The organism is Sinorhizobium sp. KGO-5 (assembly GCF_036245905.1).
In the GTDB taxonomy this organism is placed as follows: domain Bacteria; phylum Pseudomonadota; class Alphaproteobacteria; order Rhizobiales; family Rhizobiaceae; genus Sinorhizobium; species Sinorhizobium meliloti_A.
This window is the reverse complement of record NZ_BDIZ01000005.1, coordinates 186,309-207,786: the sequence shown is the minus strand read 5'-3', so window position 1 is coordinate 207,786 and position 21,478 is coordinate 186,309. Positions and strand designations below refer to the sequence as shown.

The following is a 21,478-nucleotide window of genomic DNA, read 5'->3' as shown; positions in this document are numbered from 1 at the left end:
GAGCATCGCCAGCAAATTCCAACCGTTCGCCGCTTTGAGGCGGTATTGTCCTGTGGACATGCGGCGCATGCCCCTGCGGTGATTCTGCCCATTTATTTCAATGGGGTAAGCGGCTAGAACTAAAGCATGTCGCCCGAAGCTGTGGGCACGAACAGCACGCTGAAGGACTTCGGATGAACGCGGGCACTTCAGGCTGCAATATCGAGACGAACGCGGGCAACCGCACGGGAGGGCCTGTCGGCCATGGATCACTATGACATCGCAATAATCGGCGCGGGGCTTGCCGGCTCGTTGGCGGCCATCGCTCTTGCACGCGAAGGTCACCGTGTTGCGCTCGTCGGCCCGCGGCCTGCCATCGCCGACGGCCGCACCACCGCGCTCATGGACCAGTCGATCGAATATTTGAGGAAGCTCGATCTTTGGGATGAGGTCGAGCCGCTGACGGCACCACTGGTCGCCATTCACATCCTCGACGGGACCAGGCGGCTTTTTCGGGCGCCCCCGGTCAATTTCCGCGCCTCCGAAGTAGGCCTCGAGGCTTTCGGCTACAACATTCCGAACGCGCCCTTCCTCGAGATTGTGGAAAGGCACGAAGCGGAACTGCCGACGCTCGAGCGTGCGACCGCCGCGGCAACGAGAATCGACATCGACGGCGCAGAGATTCGGATCGGCCTTGGCGATGGCCGCTCGATCACTGCCGATCTGGTGGTCGGCGCCGACGGGCGACGCTCGGCCGTGCGGGAGGCGGCCGGGATCGGCGTTCGCACCTGGTCCTATCCCCAGGCTGCTATCGTCCTGAATTTCAGCCATGAACTGCCGCATCAGGACGTTTCGACCGAGTTCCATACGGAAAGCGGTCCGTTTACGCAGGTGCCGCTTCCCGGCAATCGCTCGAGCCTCGTCTGGGTCCGGAAGCCTCGCGATGCCGAGGAGATGCTGACGCTTGCACCGGATATCCTCTCGCGCACGATCGAGGATCGAATGCAGTCGATTCTCGGCAAGGTCACGACAGAGGGAATGCCGCAATCATTTCCGCTTTCCGGCCTTTCTGCCCGTCGTTTCGGCAAGGGTCGCGTCCTGCTCGTCGGCGAAGCCGCCCATGCCTTTCCACCGATCGGGGCCCAAGGGCTGAACCTCAGTCTTCGCGACATCATGACCCTTGTCGATCTCGTCGGCCGGCCAACGGGCAGCCGCCTGCCGGCAGACACAGGCGACCGCTTCGATGGCCGGCGGCGCGCCGACATTCTCAGCCGCACGGCGAGCGTCGACCTGCTCAACCGTTCGCTGCTCTCGAATTTCCTGCCGGTGCAGGCCTTGCGTGCGGCTGGCCTGCATCTCCTCTCCTCTGCAGGCCCGTTGCGCGGACTTTTGATGCGCGAGGGAATTCACCCCGGCAGCGCGCTGCAGGCGTTCAAGGAGGGTTTACGGGAACAGATCCGCCGGAAGAGCGCCTGAGCGTATGAGGTATAGCAGCCCGGTGACCGTCGCGACCGAGAGCAGCGTCGTGATGAGGATCGTCGCCGATGCCCGCTCCTGCCAGACGCCGTATTGTTGGCCGATCACGAACACATTGGTTGCGGTCGGCAGCGAAGCGAGCAGCACTGCCGTCTGTACCCAGATGGGATCGTAGGCACCGCCAAGGCTGAGCGCCAGATACATGAGCACCGGATGAAGCACGAGCTTTGCCGGAACGATGTAACCGATCTCCGCGGGAATACGCTTAAGCGGGCGCAGCGCAAGCGTGACCCCCATCGCAAACAGGGCGCAAGGCGCCGCCGCTTGCGCCAGGTAGTCTATCAGCCGCTGCAGCGGCAGCGGGGCTTCGAAAGAGAGAAAAGCCGCGGCGACGCCGGCAAAGGTCGACAGGATGAATGGATGAAAGGCTATCCGGCGCGCAATGCCGAGCGCGAGGACTGCAGGCTTCTGCTTGCTGCCTCCCGCAGCCGCCATCAGCGCCGGAGCGACGGTGAAATGCGCTGCATTCTCGAAGCAGAAAATCAGCGCCACCGGAACGGCCGCCGTCTCCCCGAGAGCCAGCAGCGCCAGGCCGGGGCCCATGTAGCCGATATTGCCATAAGCACCGGCGAAGCCCTGCATCGTCGCCTCGGCAACCGTATTGCGGCGAAGGAACAGCCCTATGGCGAAAATCAGAGCAAAGACGACATAGGTCGTGCCTACGCTGGTCAGGATGAAATCGGCACGGGTAAGCTCCTCCACCGGCGTGCGCGATACCAGCTTGAAGAAGAGCGCCGGCAGCGCCAGGTAGACGATGAACGTGTTCAGCCAGCCCATCGCCTCGCCCGGATGGTCGACGAGGCGCGCCGTCAGGTAGCCGAGAAAGATGAGGCCGAAGAACGGCAGCACCAGACCCGTGATTTCCGCCATGATCTCCCTCGCCGCTGCTGGAGCGCTTCCAGGAAAAGTGTGTAGCGGTTTTCCGTCCGGAAGTGCGTTGTTTAAAGACTCAGCGCTTCCAGGAAAAGTGCGTAGCGGTTTTCCGTCCGGAAGTGCGTTGTTCGAAGACTCAGCGCGTCCGGGAAAAGTGGGTGACGTTTTCCGCCCGGAAGCTGTAGCTGGGCGTGCTTAGCCGATTTGGGAGAGAATTGGGAAGGTCTGCTGGAACCAGATCGCGACGGAACTGACGAAACCGAAGAGGAAAGCAAGGCCGGCGGCGACGAGCAGAGCGCCCATCAGCTTTTCGATGAGCCCCAGATGGCGGCGAAAACGCGAAAGAAAACGCATGAAGGCACTCGAAAAGCCCGCCGCGATCCAGAACGGCACTGCGAGCCCGAGCGAATAGATCGCCAGCAGAGCAGCGCCGTCGACGACCGTATCGCGCGCGGCGGCAACACCCAGTATGGTGCCCAGCACCGGGCCGATACACGGTGTCCAGCCGAAGGCGAAGGCAAGACCCATGACATAGGCTCCAGACAGGGTCGCCGGCTTGCCACCCTGGAAACGTGCCTCGCGGGCAAGCAGGCCGATCCGGAAGACCCCGAGGAAATGCAGTCCCATGACGATGATGATGATCCCGCCTATGCGCGAAAGAAGATCGAGATGCTGCCTGAGCAAAAGACCGATCGAAGAGGCGCCTGCCCCGAGCGCCACAAAGACCGTCGCAAAGCCGAGCGTGAAGAACAGCGCCGCCGGCAGGACGGCCCTGCGCGTGCTTGCGGTTGCCACGGCATTTCCGTCCCGGAACTGGTCGACGGAAACGCCTGCCATATAGCACAGGTAAGGCGGCACCAGGGGCAGGACGCAGGGCGAGAGAAAGGACAGAGCACCTGCCAGAACGGCGGTCCAGATGGAAATATCTGCAATCGACAAGGTATCAGAACTCCGGCACTCGACTTGCCGCCTTCTTACCCGCATGTATGGAGCGAAACCAATCACCTTTTGGCGATCATTTTGACGCACCGAGCCATGGCCGCACCGACGGGGACGGCCGCGCACAGGGCCGCTCGCTTCGAACCCATAATGATGGTTTAGTGCAATTTTTGGGTTGACCGGCGCAAAGCCTGCGTGCATATGTCCGGCCACTCCGCCGGGCCTGCAGGCCCGGCATGGGAGCGCGTAGCTCAGCCGGTAGAGCAACTGACTTTTAATCAGTAGGTCCAGGGTTCGAATCCCTGCGCGCTCACCATAAAAAACAAGCACTTAAAGACGCTTTTCCGATACGCCAGGAATGGTGGGTCGCCACCGAGTCGCCACGGCGTCGGGTCAGCTTAGGGGTGGCGGATCGACCCTAAACCTCTCGTCGAGCCCTTGGGGGAGTTTCGGCTGACTCTCCTCCGCTGCCTTGCGCATTATTTTGGAAGCTTGCTGCACGGCCGCCAAGTCGGCTTCTGACGTATCGAACGAGGCCAACAATTCCGACAAAACCTTTTCTTCCAATTCATCGATCAAGTGCCATAGCGCAGAGTCTGGGTATTTCTCGATGAAAGAGGATTGATGCGGGAGTGCGATCTTCAAGATCTCATTGGTTTCGCTGATGTCTTTTAGCGAGAGGACACCTCCAGTCCTGAGGCTTGTCAGAATCGCAGTTGCATAGCTGTACACAGAGCGAAGAGCCGCAAATGAAGCCCAGGCCTTCGGCGGGGCGAAAAGTCGCTCTTGGCTTGCATTTGGCTTTACTTCAGCCAACGCCTTCTCCACCCCGGACACCTTCCAAAGGGTTTCGCCAAAAGCTGAGAGTTTTCGGCTCTCGACAGGATCGTCCTTAAGAGTTTTAAAAATTGCGTCAACGTTTAGATGGGAAACGAAAGAGACGGCCATTCTAAATCGGCTCTGATCGACGGTTGCGGACCAGAGCGCTTCGGCAGCTTTGATTCTGCGTTTTTCAAGTTCTTCGTACCGACTCGACATTGCGGCTAGGGCGCCGGCTCGGAGATCCTTGATTTCCAATTCCTTGGTCCGAAGATCAGCCTTCAGCTTCTCGATCTCTCTGTCAAAGCCATGCTGAACACCTTTTTCGACGAAAGCTTTCAAAAGGTATCCGCCTGCAAGCGACAGTATCGCCACAGTGCCACTTGATACGAGTGCCGGTCCCCAAGCTTCCCACGACATGCCACAACCCCGTTTGACGGTCATCATGTGTTGCAGAGTCGTGCTTCAAGGAAAAGAGGCGCAGGTAACCGCTTGGGAAGACAACGTGTGCTAAAATAAAACTTGTCAGAGTATGGGGCGTCTCATGTCAGAGAATCGCTATAACCTCCGTCAGGAAGCAGACGGCTCGTGGACTGTGTTCGACATCTTCACCGGCATGCCGGCCGAGGTGAATGAGGTTGAGCAAGTGGGGCTGGAGCTCGAGCAAGCCGACGATCTCGTCGACCTGCTGAACCTGTTGTATATCAAGCGGAGATCTGGGCCGGTGCATTAGCGTGACCGCGTCTTTCCGCGCTTGCCGGTTCTCAGTTCGTGAGCTATCGCCCTCGCCGCAGCCAACGCCGCCTTGCCTCGATCGTCGGGATGCAGCGCCGGCTCTTTCTGACCCGGCTGGACTACGCACAGCCTCTGCATCTCCTCAATCGCAGCGAGAGTCGTGAGATCCTTTCCAGCGATTCGCATCAGCTTCAACCGGCCGCGCTTTGCCTCACGGCGGAGACCGGCGGGCGAAATACCTCCCTGCGGAAATGCGATTGCAATGATGTCCTTGAGGCGCATTGGTGCGTTAGGATCAGGCTTTTCGTCTTCCGCTACGAGACTCACCGCATCGCCTTCCGCCACCCAGCCGCCCTCGCCTCTTGCCCAGTACCGCAGCCCAGCCCCCTCGCCTCAACGTCGGCGAGCCGCTAGAAATTCAAGTAAATATTGACGCCCGGTCGACGGTTGTAGCGATAGTCGTCGCGATATCCGTAGCTCTGGGTGTAGTCGTAGCGTGGGAAGCACCTGCCGTAGTAGCGGCATGAACGCCAAGCGTGCCGCCTGTTCCAATGGCTGTCGCGCCAATTGCGCCGATGATTGACCTGCTCAACTGCGCCCGTCTTCACGTGATCCGGCCGAGGCACGGAGATCGGCGCGGCGCTTGCCGGCAGAGCGAAAGTCGCAGCCATAACTGCGGCTGTGAAGGCCGATAAGAACTTATTCATGAAGGCATCCTCCTCGGTGCGGATGAGATTGCACCGTGGTGGCTGAACTGCTGATGAATGGGTTACGCATCACAGGAAAGGCCCCTCGCCCAAGATGAGCGAAGGGCTGGCGCCAGTGTGAACCGTCGCCGGGAGCGCGTTGATCCGGTTGGTGAGCCGGCAGCCTGACGGCTGGTGGTGGCAAGTAGCGCTCTGTGTTCTTAGAATTCGTCGCGTCGCCAGGACGCGTAACTCAGCCAATCACGATCGCCGCGGTTATTGTTGCAGCGCTTGCATGCCATCGCGAGGTTTGACCAGTGGCCAGTGCCCCCATCAGCGCGGCGATGTAGATGCTCCAGTGTCGCTGCATAGGGCTGCGCGGCGTCGTATGGCCGGTACGTCAGGATCACGTGCTCGCCGCAGTAGCAGCAGCGCCCTTGCTGCTGCCAGAACAGAAGCCACCGGAAATACCTTCCTGCTCGCGTGTCCATTGCTGCCTCCAAGTGGTTGCCGCCTTCATGGGTCGACGCGGCGCCGAGCCTTGGTCTCGGCTGCCGCAGATCGGCATGCGTGAAACTTAGGCGGGCTGCAGCCGCTCCGTGGCTTTTTGGATTTCATTGATTTGGAAGGCAAGTTCGTCGAGGCCAGAGTCTTCCCGCAGCTTGAACTCGAGCAGATCTTCCATGGCCTTCAGGTTGCTGAATACCTCTCCGATCAAAGTGACGGCTACCCTTGCCTTCATCTGAAGATCGTGGGCGTCCTGCGACCAGGGGCGGTGCGGGCGGCTGTCATCAGCGCCCTGCACCTGCTCTCTGCCAGTCTCAGCGGACTGGCATCTTAATCTTTTGCCTTCTTCAGGCTCAAAGGCGATCGTCGGCACGGGTCTTAATCTTGCAATCTTCGCGGTCATGTTGTCTCCTCGTGTTGCGATGTTACCGAAAAACCGGTATGTCATTAAAAAACACTAACATCACATCAATGTCAACATAAAATTATGACATTGGTGTTTTTTAATGAGGTCAATGAATGTCACCTGCACAGTGTCGTGCCGCCCGAGCATTGTTGAACTGGACGCAACCCCATCTTGCCGAAGCGGCTGGGGTGTCTCCATCTACCCTTCGCGACTTCGAATCTGGCAAGCGGGTGCCAATAGCGAACAACTTGGTTGCAATTCGCACTGCGCTCGAAGCGGTCGGGGTCACCCTCTTGGAGGGCGGCGACGTTGCAGCGGGACCAGGGGTCGCCATGCATCCGAAGTCTTAGACGATGGCGACGATGTACTTTACTGACAAAGCTCTCAAAGAGCTCGCGTCAGGATACCAAGAGATCAAGCCGAAATGCCTGGCATTGCGAGAGGAGTTTGTGGACCACCCCTACAAGACCGAACGTGGTCGAGAATACGGAACACATGGATTTGGCAGGAGAGTCGGTACTCTAGCGCGATGCATCCAGAGAATTTTCTCCGACCTCCCGCCTGATGCTGAAGGTGTTCCCCAGCGGGAAACGCTGCTGGACGTTTCAATCACGCTTCAGGCGCTCATCACAAACGTCTCGGGCTGCCTGGACAACCTCACTTGGACTTGGGTGTTCGAGAAGAGCGTTGCTCAGCCCGATGGCGCCGCACTTGATCAAAAGATGGTCGGACTTGGAAAGAGGTACAGGCATGTCTGGCAATCCTTCCCGCCACCCTTCCGCGACTACCTTAAGAGCCGAACGGATTGGTTCAGGCATGTAAAGGAATTCCGCGATTCGCTTGCCCACCGCATTCCTCTTTACATTCCACCCTATTCGATCGATCCGAAAAATCAGGATTGGTATTACGAGCTAGAACGGATGTCGTGGGCCGAGTTGTGCAATGGGAACATCGAAAAGCATAAATCACTGAAGAAGGAACAAGAGGGCCTAAGGTTCTTCCGACCCATCATCGCGCATTCCCTGGTCGAGGGGTCACCCCTAGCAGTTTTCCACGCCCAGATCATTGCTGACTTTAATACAGTGGAGGAGCTCGGTCGCCGTTTCCTCGATGAGATGAAAGCCGAACCTTGACCGCGCCAACTCAAGGTAATAGCTTCCAATTCGCGGTCTACCAATCCGCGCAGGCGACCCGGCCTCTCACCACGAAATGGGCTTTCTTGTGCTTTCGGCGCCCGTCGGAAGCTGCTCTGTTTTTGTGGTGGAAAATGAACGAACCAGCAGCGCTCGACGCCGTTTACACAACTGACGAAGCAGCCGAACGTTTGCGCGTATCCCGGCGGACGATGATCAAGCTCGGCCGCGATCTGGGGGCGTGCTCCATGATCGGCCGGGAGTACTTTTTCAGCGAGCGCGACCTGCTCGATATCTGGCAGGCTCAGCGGGCAATGCCGACGAGCTCGCGAGGACGCGCCATTAGCGTGAAGGGGTTTCTGTCTGATGTGCGGCTCCAACATTCGCTACAGCGGCTCACGCAGAAAAAGAGGAAGCGCCGCCAATGAAGATCGATCTTCTTTCCCAACTTCCGCTCTTCGCCACCGACAAAGAACTGGCCGTGGCGATTGTCGGCAAGGAACGCGCATCCATGTGGGTAAAAACCGTTATCCCGCAACTCGAGCGCAAGGGATTCCCGCGCATCGACCCTCTGCACGACGGCAGACCAGTGCCGCTGGTAAAAAAATTCTATGACGGATATTTCGGCATCACTGCCGGCTTCGCGGCGGTAGCGCCCGACGGGAAAGAGAACTTGGGCATGTGGAAGTCTCAACGCCGCGCCAGGAGGACTGGCGGTGAACCACTACCCAAAGTCGATCAACATTCCTAACGGCAACAATTTAGGGGCGACTCATGCATCGAAAAATTCTAGCCGTGGCAAGCATCGCCGCGATCGTGTCCTCGTGCGCCACGACCGAAAGCATGACGCGTATGAATACGTATAAGTTTCCCGTCCACCACGTCAAAATGGCGGACGACACCTATAGGGTCTACGATCACAAAACGGATAACTCCTTGATGGCCGCTCCGAGCCTCGGCACGACAATGGCGATCGGTGCAGCGCAGGGCGCAACGCTTGGCCTTGCCGACACGATGACGCCCGAGACGCGGCTGGAGGCAGCCGCGCAACAGCACCTGGTAAATACTGGCCGCGGCGGCTGCAAGATCAATCGGGGTTATCTTCTCCAGAAGCCTCTATTCGAGTTCTGGTTTGAGTGTCCGACTGTGGAGTCGAAGGTGTAGCGGCGCTACTTGCCGTCGCCGTGTCGCAGCCACCTGTGGAACAACAGCCGATCCGCCCTTCCCTGCCGCCGCTGACCATGCTTAGTTGCGCACGGGCTAAATTTCTTCTTTGAGGGGCATTACATGAAAATCCGTCTGATCGTGCTGGCGTCCGCGCTGGCTGTGGCTTCCTGCGCAAAACGTCCTGACGCAATCGTGCCGGTCGATATCCCAATGGCTGCGTACAGCAATCAGAGCTGTCAGGGACTGGCACAGGAGCTGATGAGGGAGCAGGCCAACCTTGCAGCTGTTTCAAAGCAACAAAACCAAGCGGCAACAGGCGACGCGATCGGAGTGTTCCTGGTCGGTGTACCGGCATCCAGCACCTTTGGAGGAGACAAGGAAGGACAGGTCGCAGTGTCGAAGGGCAAGGTCAATGCGATCGAAAGCTCGATAAAGGCGAAGGGGTGTAAGTAGCACGTCGGCTTTGATTAGCCCCACGCCATTAGCACAGGAGGTTTTGTTGTCGGACAGAGTACCGTTCAAGACGACGCCGCTCTACCGAATGACGGCCTCCTTTCAGGAGGAACTCGAGGCGGCAAATGATGCAGATCTGGAGAAGGATCTCCTCGCAAAGTTCGTCGAACGATTCAAGGAAGCCGAGGCCAAGCGCGACAATAACTTCAGAGCTCTGCTTATCATCGATTCACTGTTGGCCTTCGCCCTTTCGGGGAGAGACATAACAATCCCTGTGGCAGGAGTGCGCACAAGTGAAGTCCCTGCGCTGCTCGAAATTCTCGTCGTACTGAGCACTGTGGGGCTATGGGTCTCCGCGGCGACCTTTGTGACTTGGCTATGTTATTCACAGCTAATATGGACGCTGCACAATCGAATAGGTGATCCAGCAAAACTTGATCCGAAATGGAGATCATTCGCAACGGCTTACAACGAAATATCAGCAACAATATTCAACCGCCAGACGACGATCCGACACAGCGAGCTTTTCGAACCCCAACGCGGATTCAAGATATTTGCGTGGCTCGTCGAAAAGGCAACGTATCTACTCTTCCTATTGGCTCCGATGACGCATCTCCTGCTGCTCGGATATGCACTTCATGGAATTTACCAGATGCATGGCCTCGCTCCGCTTTACTCTGTACTCTACAGCGCCGTAGTGATTGGGCACACCCTTACGTTAGCCCTTTGGTTTGGTCACGGCATCGAATTCAAGTTCCTGCTGCGCCGACAGAAGCTCTACGCCTAGGTCTGAATGTCTGATAGACCACCGCTGGTGTGGGCGCCTAACCAGCGCGTGTCGAGCCGTTCTCGGCTTCTGGTGAGCCGCAGTCGCACTAACGGCGGATAGGGATGGTCGAGAAATTCGTGGCCACGTTTCCATACCCATTAGCCTGCAGGAACTGCTGTAATGCGATGTGGGACACATTCGAATACGGAGACGGACCGACCCAGACCGCGCGAATTGGCAGCTTGGCTTGACCCGAAGGCCGGAACTCATAATACGGGATCACACCGAGTTTGCTGCTCCTGAACTGCGGCCATGTGAACCGCTGAACGGTGTCCCCGTGTGAAATTAGGCGCCACTCCTGCTCTGCGGCGAAGGCTGGATTTTTGAACCGATAGAGAAGCCATAAGATTTCCGCCGCTACAGACTGCATCAGTTGTGCTTTTAGCTCCGGAGAGATTTGCGCACTTGCGGGAATATCCTGTGTCCGCTGATAGATGGCCGATATTAGCTTCTTCAGGAGGTACTCCTGGAACGCCATATCATAAATTACTTTTGCCAAATATACGGGAAAGCTGAACTCATTTGCTCTTTGCAGAACATAAGTATCGAGCTCGATGGAATAGGGAACTACGTCTGAGCCGTAATCGCGCCATTGATTCAGCAGATTTTGCTCTGCACTCATACAAAATATAATCGGTCGCATGATATTTGCGGTGGCGACAATCTGCTGTTTCAGCTCCTCTACTATTTGAAGCTCGTGGTCCGGCTTTCCCTCCATAAACTGCGTTACAGCTTGCGCGAACATATACATCCCATGGACGGTCTCTGATCCGTCGTTCATGAACATCGCGTCTGCAAAACGGAGACAATTGTTTTCAACAATTCCCTTAAGGCCATCAGATGAAGTGTAGTGAAATAGACGCTCTGGGAGCGTCTGATTTATCAATGTCTCATGGATGGTGGCGGCTGAGATATTTTGAAACCAATTTTGATCGACCATCTGGTAATCCGTGAAACCCTATTTGGAAGACCGTTCTACCCAGCTTTATTGCGAAACAGCAACTGCTCGGAACTATCCATCGCCGGTTGTCAACAGACGCGGGTCGCGCCACACCGTTCGTCTTAAGATCCTAGATCGAACACCTCCGCTCCACCCTCCCAGGCATCGCACCGAAGGGCCGACTCCGGTTCCGCAGGTCGACGTTCTCGCGAAACTGTGACGGCGCGCAAGGGGCGGGAACCTTTCGAGGTATAACATGGCGCGGTGATGGTGGCGGGATTGGCGACGATGGCGGCGGCAGCAACGCCCCTCAAAACGCGACGACCGTATGGTTTCGACATCCGGGGCGGCAAGTTCGCTCTGGCTTGCCAGGCGCGAGCAGAGCGTGCGAAGCAGGAGTCGGCTTGTTGAGGAGCCTGTTGATTCTGCCGCGAGGAAAATATGGCGATAGAAAACGATCCGCTGTACGACGACTGGGACAGCGCGTTTCGGAGATTTCAAGACGCACATGACCACGTCAGGGGTGTAGTTCAGACGGGAGACCGGGGTCGGATAGAAGCCGCCAAGCGAGATCTCAAAAGGGCGCAGGAAGAGTACGACAAAATTAGCGATAAACTTTGATGAGCCGCCAGCCAAGCAAAAATAGGCCCGCCACCTTGGTGGCGGGCGGGCGAGTGCTTTAAAGCAATGTCAACAGGACATTCTTTACGATAGTTCGGTCAGGCTTTGGCATCGATCGAACTGTGTCGATGAATTGAACCATTTCTTCCACGACGTCTCTAGGCATGACGCCGAGGACTTCAGCCTCGTAAAGGTCGAGCTTTTCAGCCGTATATCGAGCAGCAATCGAAAAGCTGATAGCAGTCACGCCTGTGTCTGAAGCAGGCAAGAACGGTATGCGATTGCAGTCGATTACCAAGCAATCTTTATTATTCGGATCAGAGTTCAGGTAAAGAAACCTGCCAGCTGCCCCGTCTGCAGGGATGCATACACAGAAATGAAACTTTTTATACCCGGCAACAGGCGCGTATACTCTTACAACGTCGCCTGGATTCATTAGATGTGCTCAGAGATAAACTTGAGCTCATGCGCTTTTTCCAGAGCCGGTACGTCATAAAGCATGACGTAGCTCATATCAAAAGACTTCTTTTCGCTGTCGTCTTCCCACGCGTCAACGTAGGCCGGATCCTCGTGGGTAAGCTTCCGTATCTGCTGGAAACCTAGGGCCTTCACGGTTACAAAAGATTCGGCCAGCGCTTCGCAATCGCTTTCGGCCAGAATCGCCTCGTCGAACTCACGGCCCGCGTTCTTGTATTGAAAAGCCTTGGGGCCCACCTGCACCTTTTCCCAAGGAAAGCCGTGCTCCTGCGGGTCAAGCCTTAGCAAATTGTAAACGTTCGACGGTACAGGGCCATGCTCCATCGCCACATACCGATCGAAAGTTATCGGCCTACCGTATTCGTTCAGATGACGACGATCAGCCAGAAAGATTGACTTCACAATGTCGTACTGAGTTGCTTGCTTCCCGAGCCGGTCAGCCTCGGATACCAAAAAGACAACGGCCTCCATAATGCGAGAGTCGTTTGGCTTTAGATGAACTATGGGCGCTTTTGCGCGAATCATAACCTTCTCCAGTCCGACCAAGGGGGCCGAAACATCCGATGGCTGCTTTGCATCGTTATCTTAATATAGGAGCTATTTAGAAATTATCTACGGAGACTCGCTACGCAGATCTCGTGCTGCGTGGGTATCAGATGCCGGCGGTTTCAGCAAAGAAAAACTGATAGGGGCTCGATGCACTTGATCACCCTGCCCTGGTCGTCCGCCTCTGCGGCTGATTCTCGACGATGCGGTCAACCCGAAGGGTCATGTTATCGACCGCATCCTTCACGCCCCCGATGGCCGCCATGATCTGCTCGGTGGTTTCGCGCAGGCCCTGCTTGGAAACGTAATGCTCGGCTATATGTAGTTTGTGATGGGCAAGGTCATCCCTAACCGCTCCGATCTTGCCGTCGACGTATTTCCACACGCCGAATATCGCGCCGAAAAGGCCGACGAAGAAACCGACGGCATACATAATCTCAGGCCCGGTCACGGCTTCACCCCGCAAAGCCGAGCGAGTTTCTCATTCTCCGCCAGGATCTGGCGCTTGGTTCCTTCCGTCATCTTGTCTTCGACGGACGGCCGAACGGCGCGCGCAATGTCGCAGTAGTTACCCTGCGTCACGCAGCCACTTAGAGATAGCGCGATCAACGTCGCCACCCCCCATGTTTTGAACTTCATCTTCGACGCCCCTCGCCTGTTTTATGGCTTTCGCGTTTGCCTTAGCCTGCTCCGCCTTGGCATCAGCCTTGCCGCTGGAGCGTCCGTAAAAGAAAGCGCCCGCGACGATCGCGAGCGCAACGCTGGCAGTTGTTAGCCAGCCAGAAAAACGGGACCAGATTGCCGCTAATAAGATCACGTCGGCCGCCCCATCTTCCTGGCCCACTGCCACCACGCGACGGGAATGGCGCCGATGGCGGCAACAATGCCGGCCTCGATGGAGGCTGCGATGGCGGGATCCTCGGTAATCATGGCCCTGACTTCCTCGCCAATGTAGCCGGAGCCGTAGAGCCAGCCCGCGACCATGTAGAGCGCGATGCGAATGAAGGGTGACATTTGTCCTACTGTCATTTCTTACCCCCTTTGATGAGCGCGAGCAGGATGCGGCCGAGTGCAGCCCAGAAGCCGCCAGAGGCCGGAACAACGGCGCGCGTGCCGTAGCCGCCAGCCTTCAATGCCGCTTCGAACACGGCAGCGTGGCCGGCGATCGTCTTGGCCTTGTCCGTGCCGTTGATGATTCTGCGTGCGCCGACGTAATCGGCCTTGTCGGCGACGATGTAGTCCGCAAGCCGGCGCCCGGTGAACCAGCCGTCGGTCATGCCCTCGAACATGATTTTGGCCGCGATGTCCTGCCGCATGGCGAGATTAAAGTCGCGCAGCAGCGCGCCTTTGAGGCCGAGCTCCTTATCGGCGCGCTCGTAGTTCGAGTCCCACGTCAGTTGGACATAGCCGCGCCCATAGGGAACCTGCCCGTACTTACCTTTGACGCCGTACTTGCGGCCAGCGCCTTTGCCGTATTCGGCGATCGGCTGCATCGTCTTGGCCGTCTCGAGAAAAGCCGTTGCAAGCATGTAGGCCAAGTGCTTCAGAGGGGTGCGGCGGCGCTCGGCCTCGTCAAGAATTGCGTCGATGCCCCTCACCTGCGCGTCGGACATCTTTCCGGCGAACAGGGGCGAGCGCACCGCCGCGAAGAATTTCGCGCGGTCCATAGTGTCTCCTGAATGTTGATGGGGGGGCAGCGGGCTAAGCCACACTGGCTAATGGTGACCGGTGAAAGTTCGGCCTACACTGAAGTTGGTCGTCTCGCCCCTCGTAGGCGGCCGGGAGGCTCGTCGCCGGCCGCAGCCCTTGACGGGCCTCGCCATTGATCCACATCAATGGAAACGGGACTGGAACATGCACGATAACGAAGCGAAAAGCGCCGGGCGAAGCGAGCCGGCTTCCGACCTATCGGCAACCGCGGAAGGGTGCGCCGCTTCCAATCTTCTGGACTTTGCGGCGCAGCTTGCCGATCTCGCCGAGGACCTCAAAGCTCTGGCAGCAAGGCCGATTGAGCCAGTACCAACATTGTGCGAGCCCAACGATCAGCCTGAAGAAGGCTTCCCCGGCATCATTTGAAAGTCGATCTCCCAAGGCAGTAGCGCCATATGGCACCTTCCTGTCTGGGAGGAAGTGTCTGCCCTATAGGCAATAAAACCCCGCGTGGCGTCGGGACGTGGGCGTCACCCCCCAAATTATAAGGGTTCATCCCTTTCCAAATTATCTGAAAGAGTTCTAATGTACGAGCGAAGCACCTGGGAGGGGCATATGAGGTTTGCGTTCAGCCTTGCGTTCGCTGCAGTCGGCGTTTCATTTCTTCTTCCAAGCGACGGCTACAAGGCTGCGCTTTTTGTTCTGTGCGGAGCGCTGGTATTTTTTCTTATGCCAGGACCCGAACTCGCAATGGCTGACGTTCGTCAAGTCAATGACGTCGAGCAAGAAGACGAGGACAGCTACGACGACGACGACAACGATCCCCGTTAGAGGGCAAAAAGGCCCCTTCTCTCTGGACGAAAGAAGAGGCCCCCGTTCTGAGGGTTCGAATTCACAGACACTGCCATCTATGCGCGAATTGAGAACTTTTCAAGCGCCGCTGCAGAGACTGCACCGTCTTGTTCATGGTTCACCTTGTCGTTGTGAGGTGTGGGAAGAGCTTCTTAGAGAATCCTGAGGCGCACGCGTCTTGCCGTGCCAGTGCGATTCTCAAAATAGAGGTCGCCGCTTGCGTCGAGGCTTATGTTGAACGTTCCGTCCGCTCCGCCCGTCCCGGTGAGGCCAGAACCGAGGGTTGAGCCGGCCAAGCCGGCGCCGATGGCGCCGAGCGTCGTCAGTGTCGCGCTACCGGAAGCAATGATGAATGTGCCGTAAGCCGTCCCCGCGTTCGGAATGATCTGTACGGCGATCTGGTCACCGTTCCTCGAGGCATTCCTGATTACGCCACCGATGTCGTCGGGTATCTGTACCTGCCACTCGCGTTCGCCAATTTGCACGGCCGCGTCACTACCACCCTGGGAAAGACTTCCCAGACCCATATTGGCAATTGCCGCAAACATTTTCGCGGTGCCAGGCCCACGGTTGACCAGCATATTCGAACCATCATTGAGGCAGGAACGGAAGACACGAGCTTCACCGCCGCCACTGGTGTTGAAGAACGTGAATGTCTGTCCGGTCGCCACCCGAACGAGGGCGAAATTGTCCTTGGCTATCACGTTCTCGACCGCGTTCGTTGCTGACACTCCGAACTCGACAAATGCCCGCTGCAGCCCATGGGCGACGTTGTCTGTGATCTTGACAGGGCTCTCATAGTCCCAATCACCCACTCCGGAGCTGATGCCGAGCCGAACAAACGCCAGCGGCATCAGTTGATAGAAGGCCAGGCCATCTGCGGTCGACGAGGGGATCTTGTCCGGGTAATCGTCGCGCATGTAGCGGCAATTGTGGACCTCGAGTCCGGTCCCGTAAGTGCCGTAGACGCAGTATCCCAATTCGCCCGCGAAATGCACGTTGGAAATTTCCGTGTTTCGCGAGCGAATGTTTATGCCCTGCTCGACGTCGGCAATATAGCCGGAAGTGATTATCAGGTTCTCCACTGGACCATGGCCGCCGACGCCATAGTTCGGCGCCAGACCTTCGGGGAAGAACTCTGTGCCGGTCCCATCGATGCCGGAGCCGGTGATATGGAAATCCCTGAAAATGCAATCGCGAGACGGCGCAGCCATCGTTTGCGCCGTTAGGCTGTCGAAATCAACGGTGCGCCGGCACCCTCGCGATTTTGTTCCGGTGAATATCGAGCCGTAAACCGATGCCTCCTGAACCCCGTAGCCGATGCTGCTCGTATCCGACAGGGCGAGTCCTGTGTCTTGTATCTCTAGGTTGCTGTAGCGGGCAAGCCAGCTTCGCGAGTTGAGAATGCCCGACCCGGTGGAACCCTTGACAAGGCAGTCGTTGAATTGTGGCTGGTACATTCGATCGAGAACAAGAGCCCTCGTGTTTGCGGTGTTGTCAGCTGGATCAGGATATTCGACCGCGATGTTGTTCCAGACCAGGCGCGAAGGCGTCCAAACTCGCACCGTAACGACATGACCGGACGATGGCAGGTAGCGGTCGCGGGTGTAGTCGTCGATCTGCACCTCATTCGTGCCGGCAAGCACCCTCTGAATTAAATGGATTTCGCCGCGGTAGTATTCGCCGCGATCATCATAATGCCATAGCTGGTTTGAGGCGATCTGGATCATCATCCCCGGCTGGATGCCGGAAACCGAGTTCAGCTTGATCTTCTGTTGGAAAACCCCGACGTCACCGTCGAGCGCATAGCTTCCTACTTCGTTGCCTGCGTAGGACGACCCACCAGGCAGGAACTGAAACAGCCTGCCGGCGCTACCCGTCGCGTTGGCAACCGATTGAAGCGCGTGGAAAATGGGGCGCGATACCGGATCGCCCTGCATGAACAGCTCAAGCGGCGAAGTCCGCGAATACTGGCCCGTCTGGTAATGTGCGCCAGGAATGTAGAGCTCACGGCCCTGCGCGATTGCCGCATTGATAGCGGCAGCAATCTGCGTCGTCTCATCGACCAGGCCGTCGGGGTCGTCGGAGCCGAACGCACCGTATTCCTGAATGTTCAGGGGAATGGTTCGCGAAATCACGGTCGCCATTTTCGGGCGCGTCACCGAACCGTCCGGGACGGCAGATGCGCCAAGGGCGACCCAAAGCGTACCGTCAAAAACGAGGAAGCCGTTGCTGGTCGTATTCCAGTAAAGCGTCCCTTCCGACGGAGAGCCGCCCGCAGCCGCTGTAGCAGCCGCATCGTCAGCGAACTTTCCGAGGTATCCATCGTGGAAATCCTCGAGCAGCGCCTCAGCCGCCGCCAAAACCGCCGCACTCGCCTGATCGCTCACCAGCCGGAACGTCGTGCCGCTCACGATGCCCATGACGTTCATGCCGGCAGTCAGGCCACCAGCCGCGACGTCGTTGCCGCTGTTTGTCTTGATCGTGAGCGCAGAGCCGCCGTTGAACGAAACCGTGACCGGAGACGCCGTATTCGCCTCGAAAATGTTCATCCAGACGAGCGCCGATCCCGAAACGGGGATCGAAGTCGTCGCTTGGATGGCGTTCGGGGTGCCCGCACCCACGTCCGAAGCGATGATGAAGCTGAACGGCAGGTCCGCAACGCGAGTCCAAGATCCTACGCCGGAAGCGCCGATCTTCCGATAAATGCCGTTGTTGGCGACGGTCGCATCGCCGATAACCCACGCCATCGAGTTGGGGCCATGCGCCAAGTCGGCGTCCATAGCCGCCTTGCTGGAATAGATCAGGCCGCCGTTCGACAGGAAGGCGTTGATGGTGGACTCGTATTCGCTCAGCAGCTGCCGAACGTCAGACTTCTTGACTTTGTGGCTGCCGGAGGCCGGTACGCCATCAGTTTCATAATCGCGAAACACGGTTGCTGCGGTCGCCATGTCTTCTCCATAAAAAGAAAAGCCCCGGCGCTAGCCAGGGCTGAAAACTCAATTGTTGTTGCTATTTCAGGCCGTTACGTCAGTCCGCTACGTCACAACGAAGCTACCCGTCGCGACTGCCGTACCAGGCACGCCCGAAGGGTTGATCGACCGCAGCCACCCGTAATAGGTGCCGGCCGCTAGTGACGTGACGACGCGAAGGTCGGTCGCGCTGGGCGGCCCGTATTCGGTCGCTGCGAGCGTCGCCGTTCCAAGGTCATCGACGGTGTTGATGTAGATGCGGCAGGCGTAATAGTTGGCGCTGTTCGGCGCGGTCCATTGGAACTCCGCCTGCCCAGCGGCTGGCGTTACCGACACGCCGCTTACAGGATCAGGCGCAACCGGATCGGCCGTAGCTGTCAGGAAGATGTAAGCCGTCCATTCGGACTTGGAGCCGCCACCCCACGCACGTAGGCGCACCTTGTATTCCTCGCCGTCGACGAGGTAGCCGGAGCGAACCTGCGTGGCGCCCGCCTCAGAGAACACCGACTGCACGCCCGTCGAGCCGCTGGTGCGGTCGTATTCCAGCTCGTAAGTCAGCGTATCGTCGACAAAATCCCACGTCGCATTGATGAATGCCGCCGTAGCGCCACCCGAAACGACTTCCGTTTGGATCGTTGCCGAAAAGTCAACCGGCACAGGTACGCCGGAATCCGGCAAGGGCTCGACGGATTCGCCAGGTTCGCCTTCTTCCGTGGCAGCGTTGAAGCTGTACAGGTTCGAGTTCACCAGAATGCCCGAGAACGATATGTGCATGTTGCGCAGGTCGATCGTCACGCTGGACGTGATCTCCACAACGGCTTCGGCCAGCCCCCGAGAAGGATAGTGCAACGTCACAAAGCGCCGGTACGGAATGTCTCGCGCGCCGTCGGCCGTGTAATCCGCCACCACCGACACCCGCCTTGCATTGGCGCGAACGAAGGTCAGTTTCTGCTTGCGCTGGCAGTGATTGTGGCTCTGGATCGCCGCATTCTCAAAAGTCCGCGTGCGCTCCGTATTGTCGTCGACCACGGCATAAGGGTCGCCGTAGATCGCGGCGTCTTCCGTGATGTAGTCCTTGGCCGTGTTGACGTACCGACCGCGCACGCCGAGCACGGTGTTGGCGCGGCGCTTGTTCTTATCGACGCGGATGCTGTAGACGTTCTCCGCGGTCAACCGCACGTCAGGCGTCACGAACTCGCCGGCATGCACGCCGATCTTGCCGTCGGCGCGCTCGTAGACGACAAGCTCGGCCGCCTCGTCCATGATGCGCCCGACTTCGATCGGATCATTGCTGGCGCGGAACCAGAAGCCGCCGTGATAGCGCTTCTCAGTGCCGCCACTGCGGTTCGTCACGTTCTGGTCGCAGACGTTCGCCGCATTCGCCCAATCAGGCAGATACATGTTCTCGTAGGCCATCTTCCCGCCGACTGGATGGCAGAGGTGCCAGAGCCGCATCAGCGCCAGGTTCGTCGAGAACTCCCACGTGCTCGGGTTGTTGTAGCGATGCGAGCCGGAGCCGCCCTGCGTGCTGTCCTTGCGCGGGTCGCAGAGAAGCGCGCCGTCGCCTACTGCCGAATGCTCGGGCATCTGGTTTGGAAAGACGTCGAGGAAGTCTTTCTGGTCAACGGTGCTCACCCGCATGTAGACGGAAGCAAGTCCGTCGCCGCGGCAGTTGTTATTCCAGATCGTCGGGAATGCCGTGACAACTTCCGAATAGGCAGTCTCGGCGTTTAAGCCGAGCTTCGTCTTTATGTGGACGAAGCTGACGCCGTCCTTGTCGTAATGGCCAGGATCGGTGACACCGCCGTCGGCGTTGAGCGTTACCTTGTCGTCGTGCAGGTAATGCTGCACAAATCCCTGTATGCGGTGACCAGCCCACACCATGATGTGGTGCGCCTTGCCACCCACCTCCTCGAGGAAGACATAGTCGCTGCCCTTCTTGGCGCGGCCCAACACGTAGGCAAGAGAAGGCACGCTTTGCTTCAGGTTGTAGCTGCCGTCGTCTGGTTTCGGCACGGCCGGCTTGGATGCGAAAGCGCCCTGAAGGGCTGCTGCGCCGAGTGCCAAGCCGCCGTAGATCAGCGCAGACGTGCCGAGATAAAGCGCGTTCGCCGCGAGCGTCGTGGTCGCAAGCGACGACACGATCAGAGAGATCGTTTCAATGATACCTGGCATGGTGCTCCTAGCCGCAAATACGCGGCTACTGGATTTCCCAGGCCGCTAGAGTTTTCGCGGTCATGCGGCCGAAGCCGCCGTGCATGCGCACAAGCCAGCCTTCGCCGTCATGGATTGCGCCGAATTGGCGATGAATGTTGGATTGGCTGCCGATGACGCCGATGGCGCCACGTACGGGGCGCTGGACGCGTTTGCCGTTGACGTTGGCAACGCAGGTCGCCACGAGCGGAACAGCACCTTCGTGGGCCGCTATGATGACGCGGAAGCCTTCGTCGGTGTCGTACTTGCCCCGCAGGTGTGCCGCTGGATCCGCATGACCAAGCCATACGGCCCAGTCAGCGAGAACCATGCAGCAGTCGACGTGGCCTGGCTGCCAAGGGCGGGCGTTGTTGTCGGCGAGGAAGGCGGCCAGCGCATCAGCTCGAGCTGCTACCAGTTGGGCCACTTAATCGTCTGGTCACGCATCAGCGGCACGCGCTTGCAGAACTCATCGTCTGCCGCAGATGGATTCAAGATGGCGGAGCGCGCACGCTGGTCGACGTCCGAGAGCACGGCACCATTCGTTACGGTGCGCAGCGTGAAGCGGTTGGTGATTTCGATATTCACCATCGACCGAATGCCGTCGGCACTGGATTCGTCGACAACGTCGAGATTGTCGATCTCGCCGGTAAACACGACAATCGGATCGCCGTCGGGCTGCTCGTCCTCGTCGAGGATTTGCAATTTCACCACGAATGGCGACCCTTGCACCGAGCTCGTCTCGTCGTAATCCCAGATGCTATCGGCGGCCGATTGGCTGATCGAGATGAGGGACAGCGCCAGAGTGAACGCCTCGCCGTTGATAGCCGCCTCGAGCGACTGCAACGCGTCCTCTGTGAACTGCGCTGGCCGATAGATATTACCCTCGCCGTCGACGAACCTGCCGCCGGAGCCATCCCACACGCGAATGGTCTCTTCCGGCAACTCCGCGTCGCAGAGGATGCGCAGCGATTTAATTGCCATCGGTTCCGCCTGGCTCGCTGCCTGCCTGCCCGTCGTCCGCTTGCTTGCGGAAGATCAGCCGCCAACTGTAAGTGGCGCGCCGAATGACCTGGAACGGCTCGTAACCGTCGGCTTCCCACTCATTCAGGGTGCTCTCTACGGTCGTGCGTTCGTCTTCAATAAGATCAACAACCTTGTACAT

General features: G+C 58.3%; 28 protein-coding genes and 1 tRNA gene. 12 read left to right on the top strand and 17 right to left on the bottom strand.

Annotated elements, in window-relative coordinates:
* The first annotated feature begins 243 nt into the window (after nucleotides 1–243).
* Entirely contained in the window at nucleotides 244–1,455 is a 1,212-nt protein-coding gene (locus BHD07_RS21580; RefSeq protein WP_338283025.1) for a UbiH/UbiF family hydroxylase, read from the top strand.
* Here BHD07_RS21580 and BHD07_RS21575 read toward each other — a convergent pair.
* Entirely contained in the window at nucleotides 1,423–2,385 is a 963-nt protein-coding gene (locus BHD07_RS21575; RefSeq protein ID WP_127709956.1) for an AEC family transporter, read from the bottom strand. The genes BHD07_RS21580 and BHD07_RS21575 overlap by 33 nt on opposite strands.
* A gap of 198 nt (nucleotides 2,386–2,583) precedes the next feature.
* Nucleotides 2,584–3,327 carry a cytochrome c biogenesis CcdA family protein gene (locus BHD07_RS21570; RefSeq protein WP_338283023.1) on the bottom strand — a complete coding sequence of 248 codons (744 nt, stop codon included), beginning with the start codon at nucleotides 3,325–3,327 and terminating at the stop codon, nucleotides 2,584–2,586.
* Between the two features lie 240 nt (nucleotides 3,328–3,567).
* Between BHD07_RS21570 and BHD07_RS21565 the strand changes: the two genes are divergently transcribed.
* Nucleotides 3,568–3,643: transfer RNA gene (locus BHD07_RS21565), tRNA-Lys, on the top strand.
* Between the two features lie 77 nt (nucleotides 3,644–3,720).
* Here BHD07_RS21565 and BHD07_RS21560 read toward each other — a convergent pair.
* Nucleotides 3,721–4,593, bottom strand: a complete 873-nt coding sequence (locus BHD07_RS21560; RefSeq protein WP_338283022.1) for a hypothetical protein — start codon at nucleotides 4,591–4,593, stop codon at nucleotides 3,721–3,723.
* A 97-nt stretch (nucleotides 4,594–4,690) separates the two neighbouring features.
* Here BHD07_RS21560 and BHD07_RS21555 point away from each other — a divergent pair, with 97 nt between their 5' ends.
* On the top strand, nucleotides 4,691–4,879 hold the full coding sequence (locus BHD07_RS21555; RefSeq protein ID WP_338283021.1) for a hypothetical protein: 189 nt from the start codon (nucleotides 4,691–4,693) through the stop codon (nucleotides 4,877–4,879).
* Nucleotides 4,880–5,291: 412 nt separating this feature from the next.
* On the opposite strand, the gene BHD07_RS21550 is transcribed toward BHD07_RS21555, so the two are convergent.
* The 3 genes from BHD07_RS21550 to BHD07_RS21540 form a co-directional block, all read right to left on the bottom strand.
* Nucleotides 5,292–5,588 (bottom strand): hypothetical protein, encoded by a 297-nt coding sequence (locus BHD07_RS21550; protein WP_338283019.1) that lies wholly within the window; start codon nucleotides 5,586–5,588, stop codon nucleotides 5,292–5,294.
* A gap of 200 nt (nucleotides 5,589–5,788) precedes the next feature.
* Entirely contained in the window at nucleotides 5,789–6,058 is a 270-nt protein-coding gene (locus tag BHD07_RS21545) for an HNH endonuclease (protein ID WP_338283018.1), read from the bottom strand.
* Between the two features lie 86 nt (nucleotides 6,059–6,144).
* The gene (locus BHD07_RS21540; RefSeq protein ID WP_338283017.1) at nucleotides 6,145–6,477 is read right to left on the bottom strand and encodes a hypothetical protein; all 333 of its coding nucleotides are present in this window, start codon (nucleotides 6,475–6,477) and stop codon (nucleotides 6,145–6,147) included.
* Between the two features lie 116 nt (nucleotides 6,478–6,593).
* On the opposite strand from BHD07_RS21540, the gene BHD07_RS21535 reads away from it, so the two are divergent.
* The 7 genes from BHD07_RS21535 to BHD07_RS21505 all read left to right on the top strand — a co-directional run bounded on the left by BHD07_RS21535 (nucleotide 6,594) and on the right by BHD07_RS21505 (nucleotide 10,020).
* Nucleotides 6,594–6,830 (top strand): helix-turn-helix domain-containing protein, encoded by a 237-nt coding sequence (locus BHD07_RS21535; RefSeq protein WP_338283016.1) that lies wholly within the window; start codon nucleotides 6,594–6,596, stop codon nucleotides 6,828–6,830.
* 3 nt (nucleotides 6,831–6,833) lie between these two features.
* Entirely contained in the window at nucleotides 6,834–7,613 is a 780-nt protein-coding gene (locus BHD07_RS21530) for a hypothetical protein (protein ID WP_338283015.1), read from the top strand.
* A 134-nt stretch (nucleotides 7,614–7,747) separates the two neighbouring features.
* Complete coding sequence (locus tag BHD07_RS21525; protein ID WP_338283014.1) at nucleotides 7,748–8,041, top strand: helix-turn-helix domain-containing protein; 294 nt, start codon at nucleotides 7,748–7,750, stop codon at nucleotides 8,039–8,041.
* Nucleotides 8,038–8,364, top strand: a complete 327-nt coding sequence (locus tag BHD07_RS21520; RefSeq protein WP_338283013.1) for a hypothetical protein — start codon at nucleotides 8,038–8,040, stop codon at nucleotides 8,362–8,364. The genes BHD07_RS21525 and BHD07_RS21520 overlap by 4 nt, the downstream gene beginning before the upstream one ends.
* A gap of 23 nt (nucleotides 8,365–8,387) precedes the next feature.
* The gene (locus tag BHD07_RS21515) at nucleotides 8,388–8,777 is read left to right on the top strand and encodes a hypothetical protein (RefSeq protein ID WP_338283012.1); all 390 of its coding nucleotides are present in this window, start codon (nucleotides 8,388–8,390) and stop codon (nucleotides 8,775–8,777) included.
* Between the two features lie 123 nt (nucleotides 8,778–8,900).
* Nucleotides 8,901–9,233: a hypothetical protein gene (locus tag BHD07_RS21510; RefSeq protein ID WP_338283010.1), complete on the top strand. Its 333-nt coding sequence runs from the start codon at nucleotides 8,901–8,903 to the stop codon at nucleotides 9,231–9,233.
* A gap of 46 nt (nucleotides 9,234–9,279) precedes the next feature.
* The gene (locus BHD07_RS21505) at nucleotides 9,280–10,020 is read left to right on the top strand and encodes a hypothetical protein (protein WP_338283009.1); all 741 of its coding nucleotides are present in this window, start codon (nucleotides 9,280–9,282) and stop codon (nucleotides 10,018–10,020) included.
* Between the two features lie 88 nt (nucleotides 10,021–10,108).
* Here the strand turns inward: BHD07_RS21505 and BHD07_RS21500 are convergent, their stop codons facing one another.
* From BHD07_RS21500 to BHD07_RS21475, 6 genes are all read right to left on the bottom strand, one after another.
* Entirely contained in the window at nucleotides 10,109–11,002 is an 894-nt protein-coding gene (locus BHD07_RS21500) for a DUF2971 domain-containing protein (protein WP_338283008.1), read from the bottom strand.
* A gap of 1,056 nt (nucleotides 11,003–12,058) precedes the next feature.
* Nucleotides 12,059–12,625, bottom strand: coding sequence for a Panacea domain-containing protein (locus BHD07_RS21495; protein ID WP_338283007.1), 567 nt, complete (start codon nucleotides 12,623–12,625; stop codon nucleotides 12,059–12,061).
* Nucleotides 12,626–12,806: 181 nt separating this feature from the next.
* Nucleotides 12,807–13,097, bottom strand: coding sequence for a hypothetical protein (locus BHD07_RS21490; RefSeq protein ID WP_338283006.1), 291 nt, complete (start codon nucleotides 13,095–13,097; stop codon nucleotides 12,807–12,809).
* Complete coding sequence (locus BHD07_RS21485) at nucleotides 13,094–13,285, bottom strand: hypothetical protein (protein WP_338283005.1); 192 nt, start codon at nucleotides 13,283–13,285, stop codon at nucleotides 13,094–13,096. Before BHD07_RS21485 ends, BHD07_RS21490 begins: the two co-directional genes overlap by 4 nt.
* 174 nt (nucleotides 13,286–13,459) lie before the next feature.
* Nucleotides 13,460–13,675 carry a Pam3-gp28 family putative phage holin gene (locus BHD07_RS21480; protein WP_338283004.1) on the bottom strand — a complete coding sequence of 72 codons (216 nt, stop codon included), beginning with the start codon at nucleotides 13,673–13,675 and terminating at the stop codon, nucleotides 13,460–13,462.
* Nucleotides 13,672–14,313 carry a hypothetical protein gene (locus BHD07_RS21475; RefSeq protein ID WP_338283003.1) on the bottom strand — a complete coding sequence of 214 codons (642 nt, stop codon included), beginning with the start codon at nucleotides 14,311–14,313 and terminating at the stop codon, nucleotides 13,672–13,674. Before BHD07_RS21475 ends, BHD07_RS21480 begins: the two co-directional genes overlap by 4 nt.
* Before the next feature lie 187 nt (nucleotides 14,314–14,500).
* On the opposite strand from BHD07_RS21475, the gene BHD07_RS21470 reads away from it, so the two are divergent.
* Both BHD07_RS21470 and BHD07_RS21465 read left to right on the top strand, forming a co-directional pair.
* The gene (locus BHD07_RS21470) at nucleotides 14,501–14,722 is read left to right on the top strand and encodes a hypothetical protein (protein WP_338283143.1); all 222 of its coding nucleotides are present in this window, start codon (nucleotides 14,501–14,503) and stop codon (nucleotides 14,720–14,722) included.
* 189 nt (nucleotides 14,723–14,911) lie between these two features.
* Entirely contained in the window at nucleotides 14,912–15,127 is a 216-nt protein-coding gene (locus BHD07_RS21465) for a hypothetical protein (protein WP_338283002.1), read from the top strand.
* A gap of 173 nt (nucleotides 15,128–15,300) precedes the next feature.
* Here the strand turns inward: BHD07_RS21465 and BHD07_RS21460 are convergent, their stop codons facing one another.
* The 5 genes from BHD07_RS21460 to BHD07_RS21440 all read right to left on the bottom strand — a co-directional run bounded on the left by BHD07_RS21460 (nucleotide 15,301) and on the right by BHD07_RS21440 (nucleotide 21,478).
* Complete coding sequence (locus BHD07_RS21460; protein ID WP_338283001.1) at nucleotides 15,301–18,099, bottom strand: hypothetical protein; 2,799 nt, start codon at nucleotides 18,097–18,099, stop codon at nucleotides 15,301–15,303.
* An 87-nt stretch (nucleotides 18,100–18,186) separates the two neighbouring features.
* On the bottom strand, nucleotides 18,187–20,295 hold the full coding sequence (locus tag BHD07_RS21455; protein ID WP_338283000.1) for a hypothetical protein: 2,109 nt from the start codon (nucleotides 20,293–20,295) through the stop codon (nucleotides 18,187–18,189).
* Between the two features lie 25 nt (nucleotides 20,296–20,320).
* Nucleotides 20,321–20,740 carry a DUF6950 family protein gene (locus tag BHD07_RS21450; RefSeq protein WP_338282998.1) on the bottom strand — a complete coding sequence of 140 codons (420 nt, stop codon included), beginning with the start codon at nucleotides 20,738–20,740 and terminating at the stop codon, nucleotides 20,321–20,323.
* The gene (locus BHD07_RS21445; protein WP_338282996.1) at nucleotides 20,725–21,297 is read right to left on the bottom strand and encodes a hypothetical protein; all 573 of its coding nucleotides are present in this window, start codon (nucleotides 21,295–21,297) and stop codon (nucleotides 20,725–20,727) included. The genes BHD07_RS21450 and BHD07_RS21445 overlap by 16 nt, the downstream gene beginning before the upstream one ends.
* Nucleotides 21,287–21,478 (bottom strand): hypothetical protein, encoded by a 192-nt coding sequence (locus BHD07_RS21440; RefSeq protein ID WP_338282994.1) that lies wholly within the window; start codon nucleotides 21,476–21,478, stop codon nucleotides 21,287–21,289. Before BHD07_RS21440 ends, BHD07_RS21445 begins: the two co-directional genes overlap by 11 nt.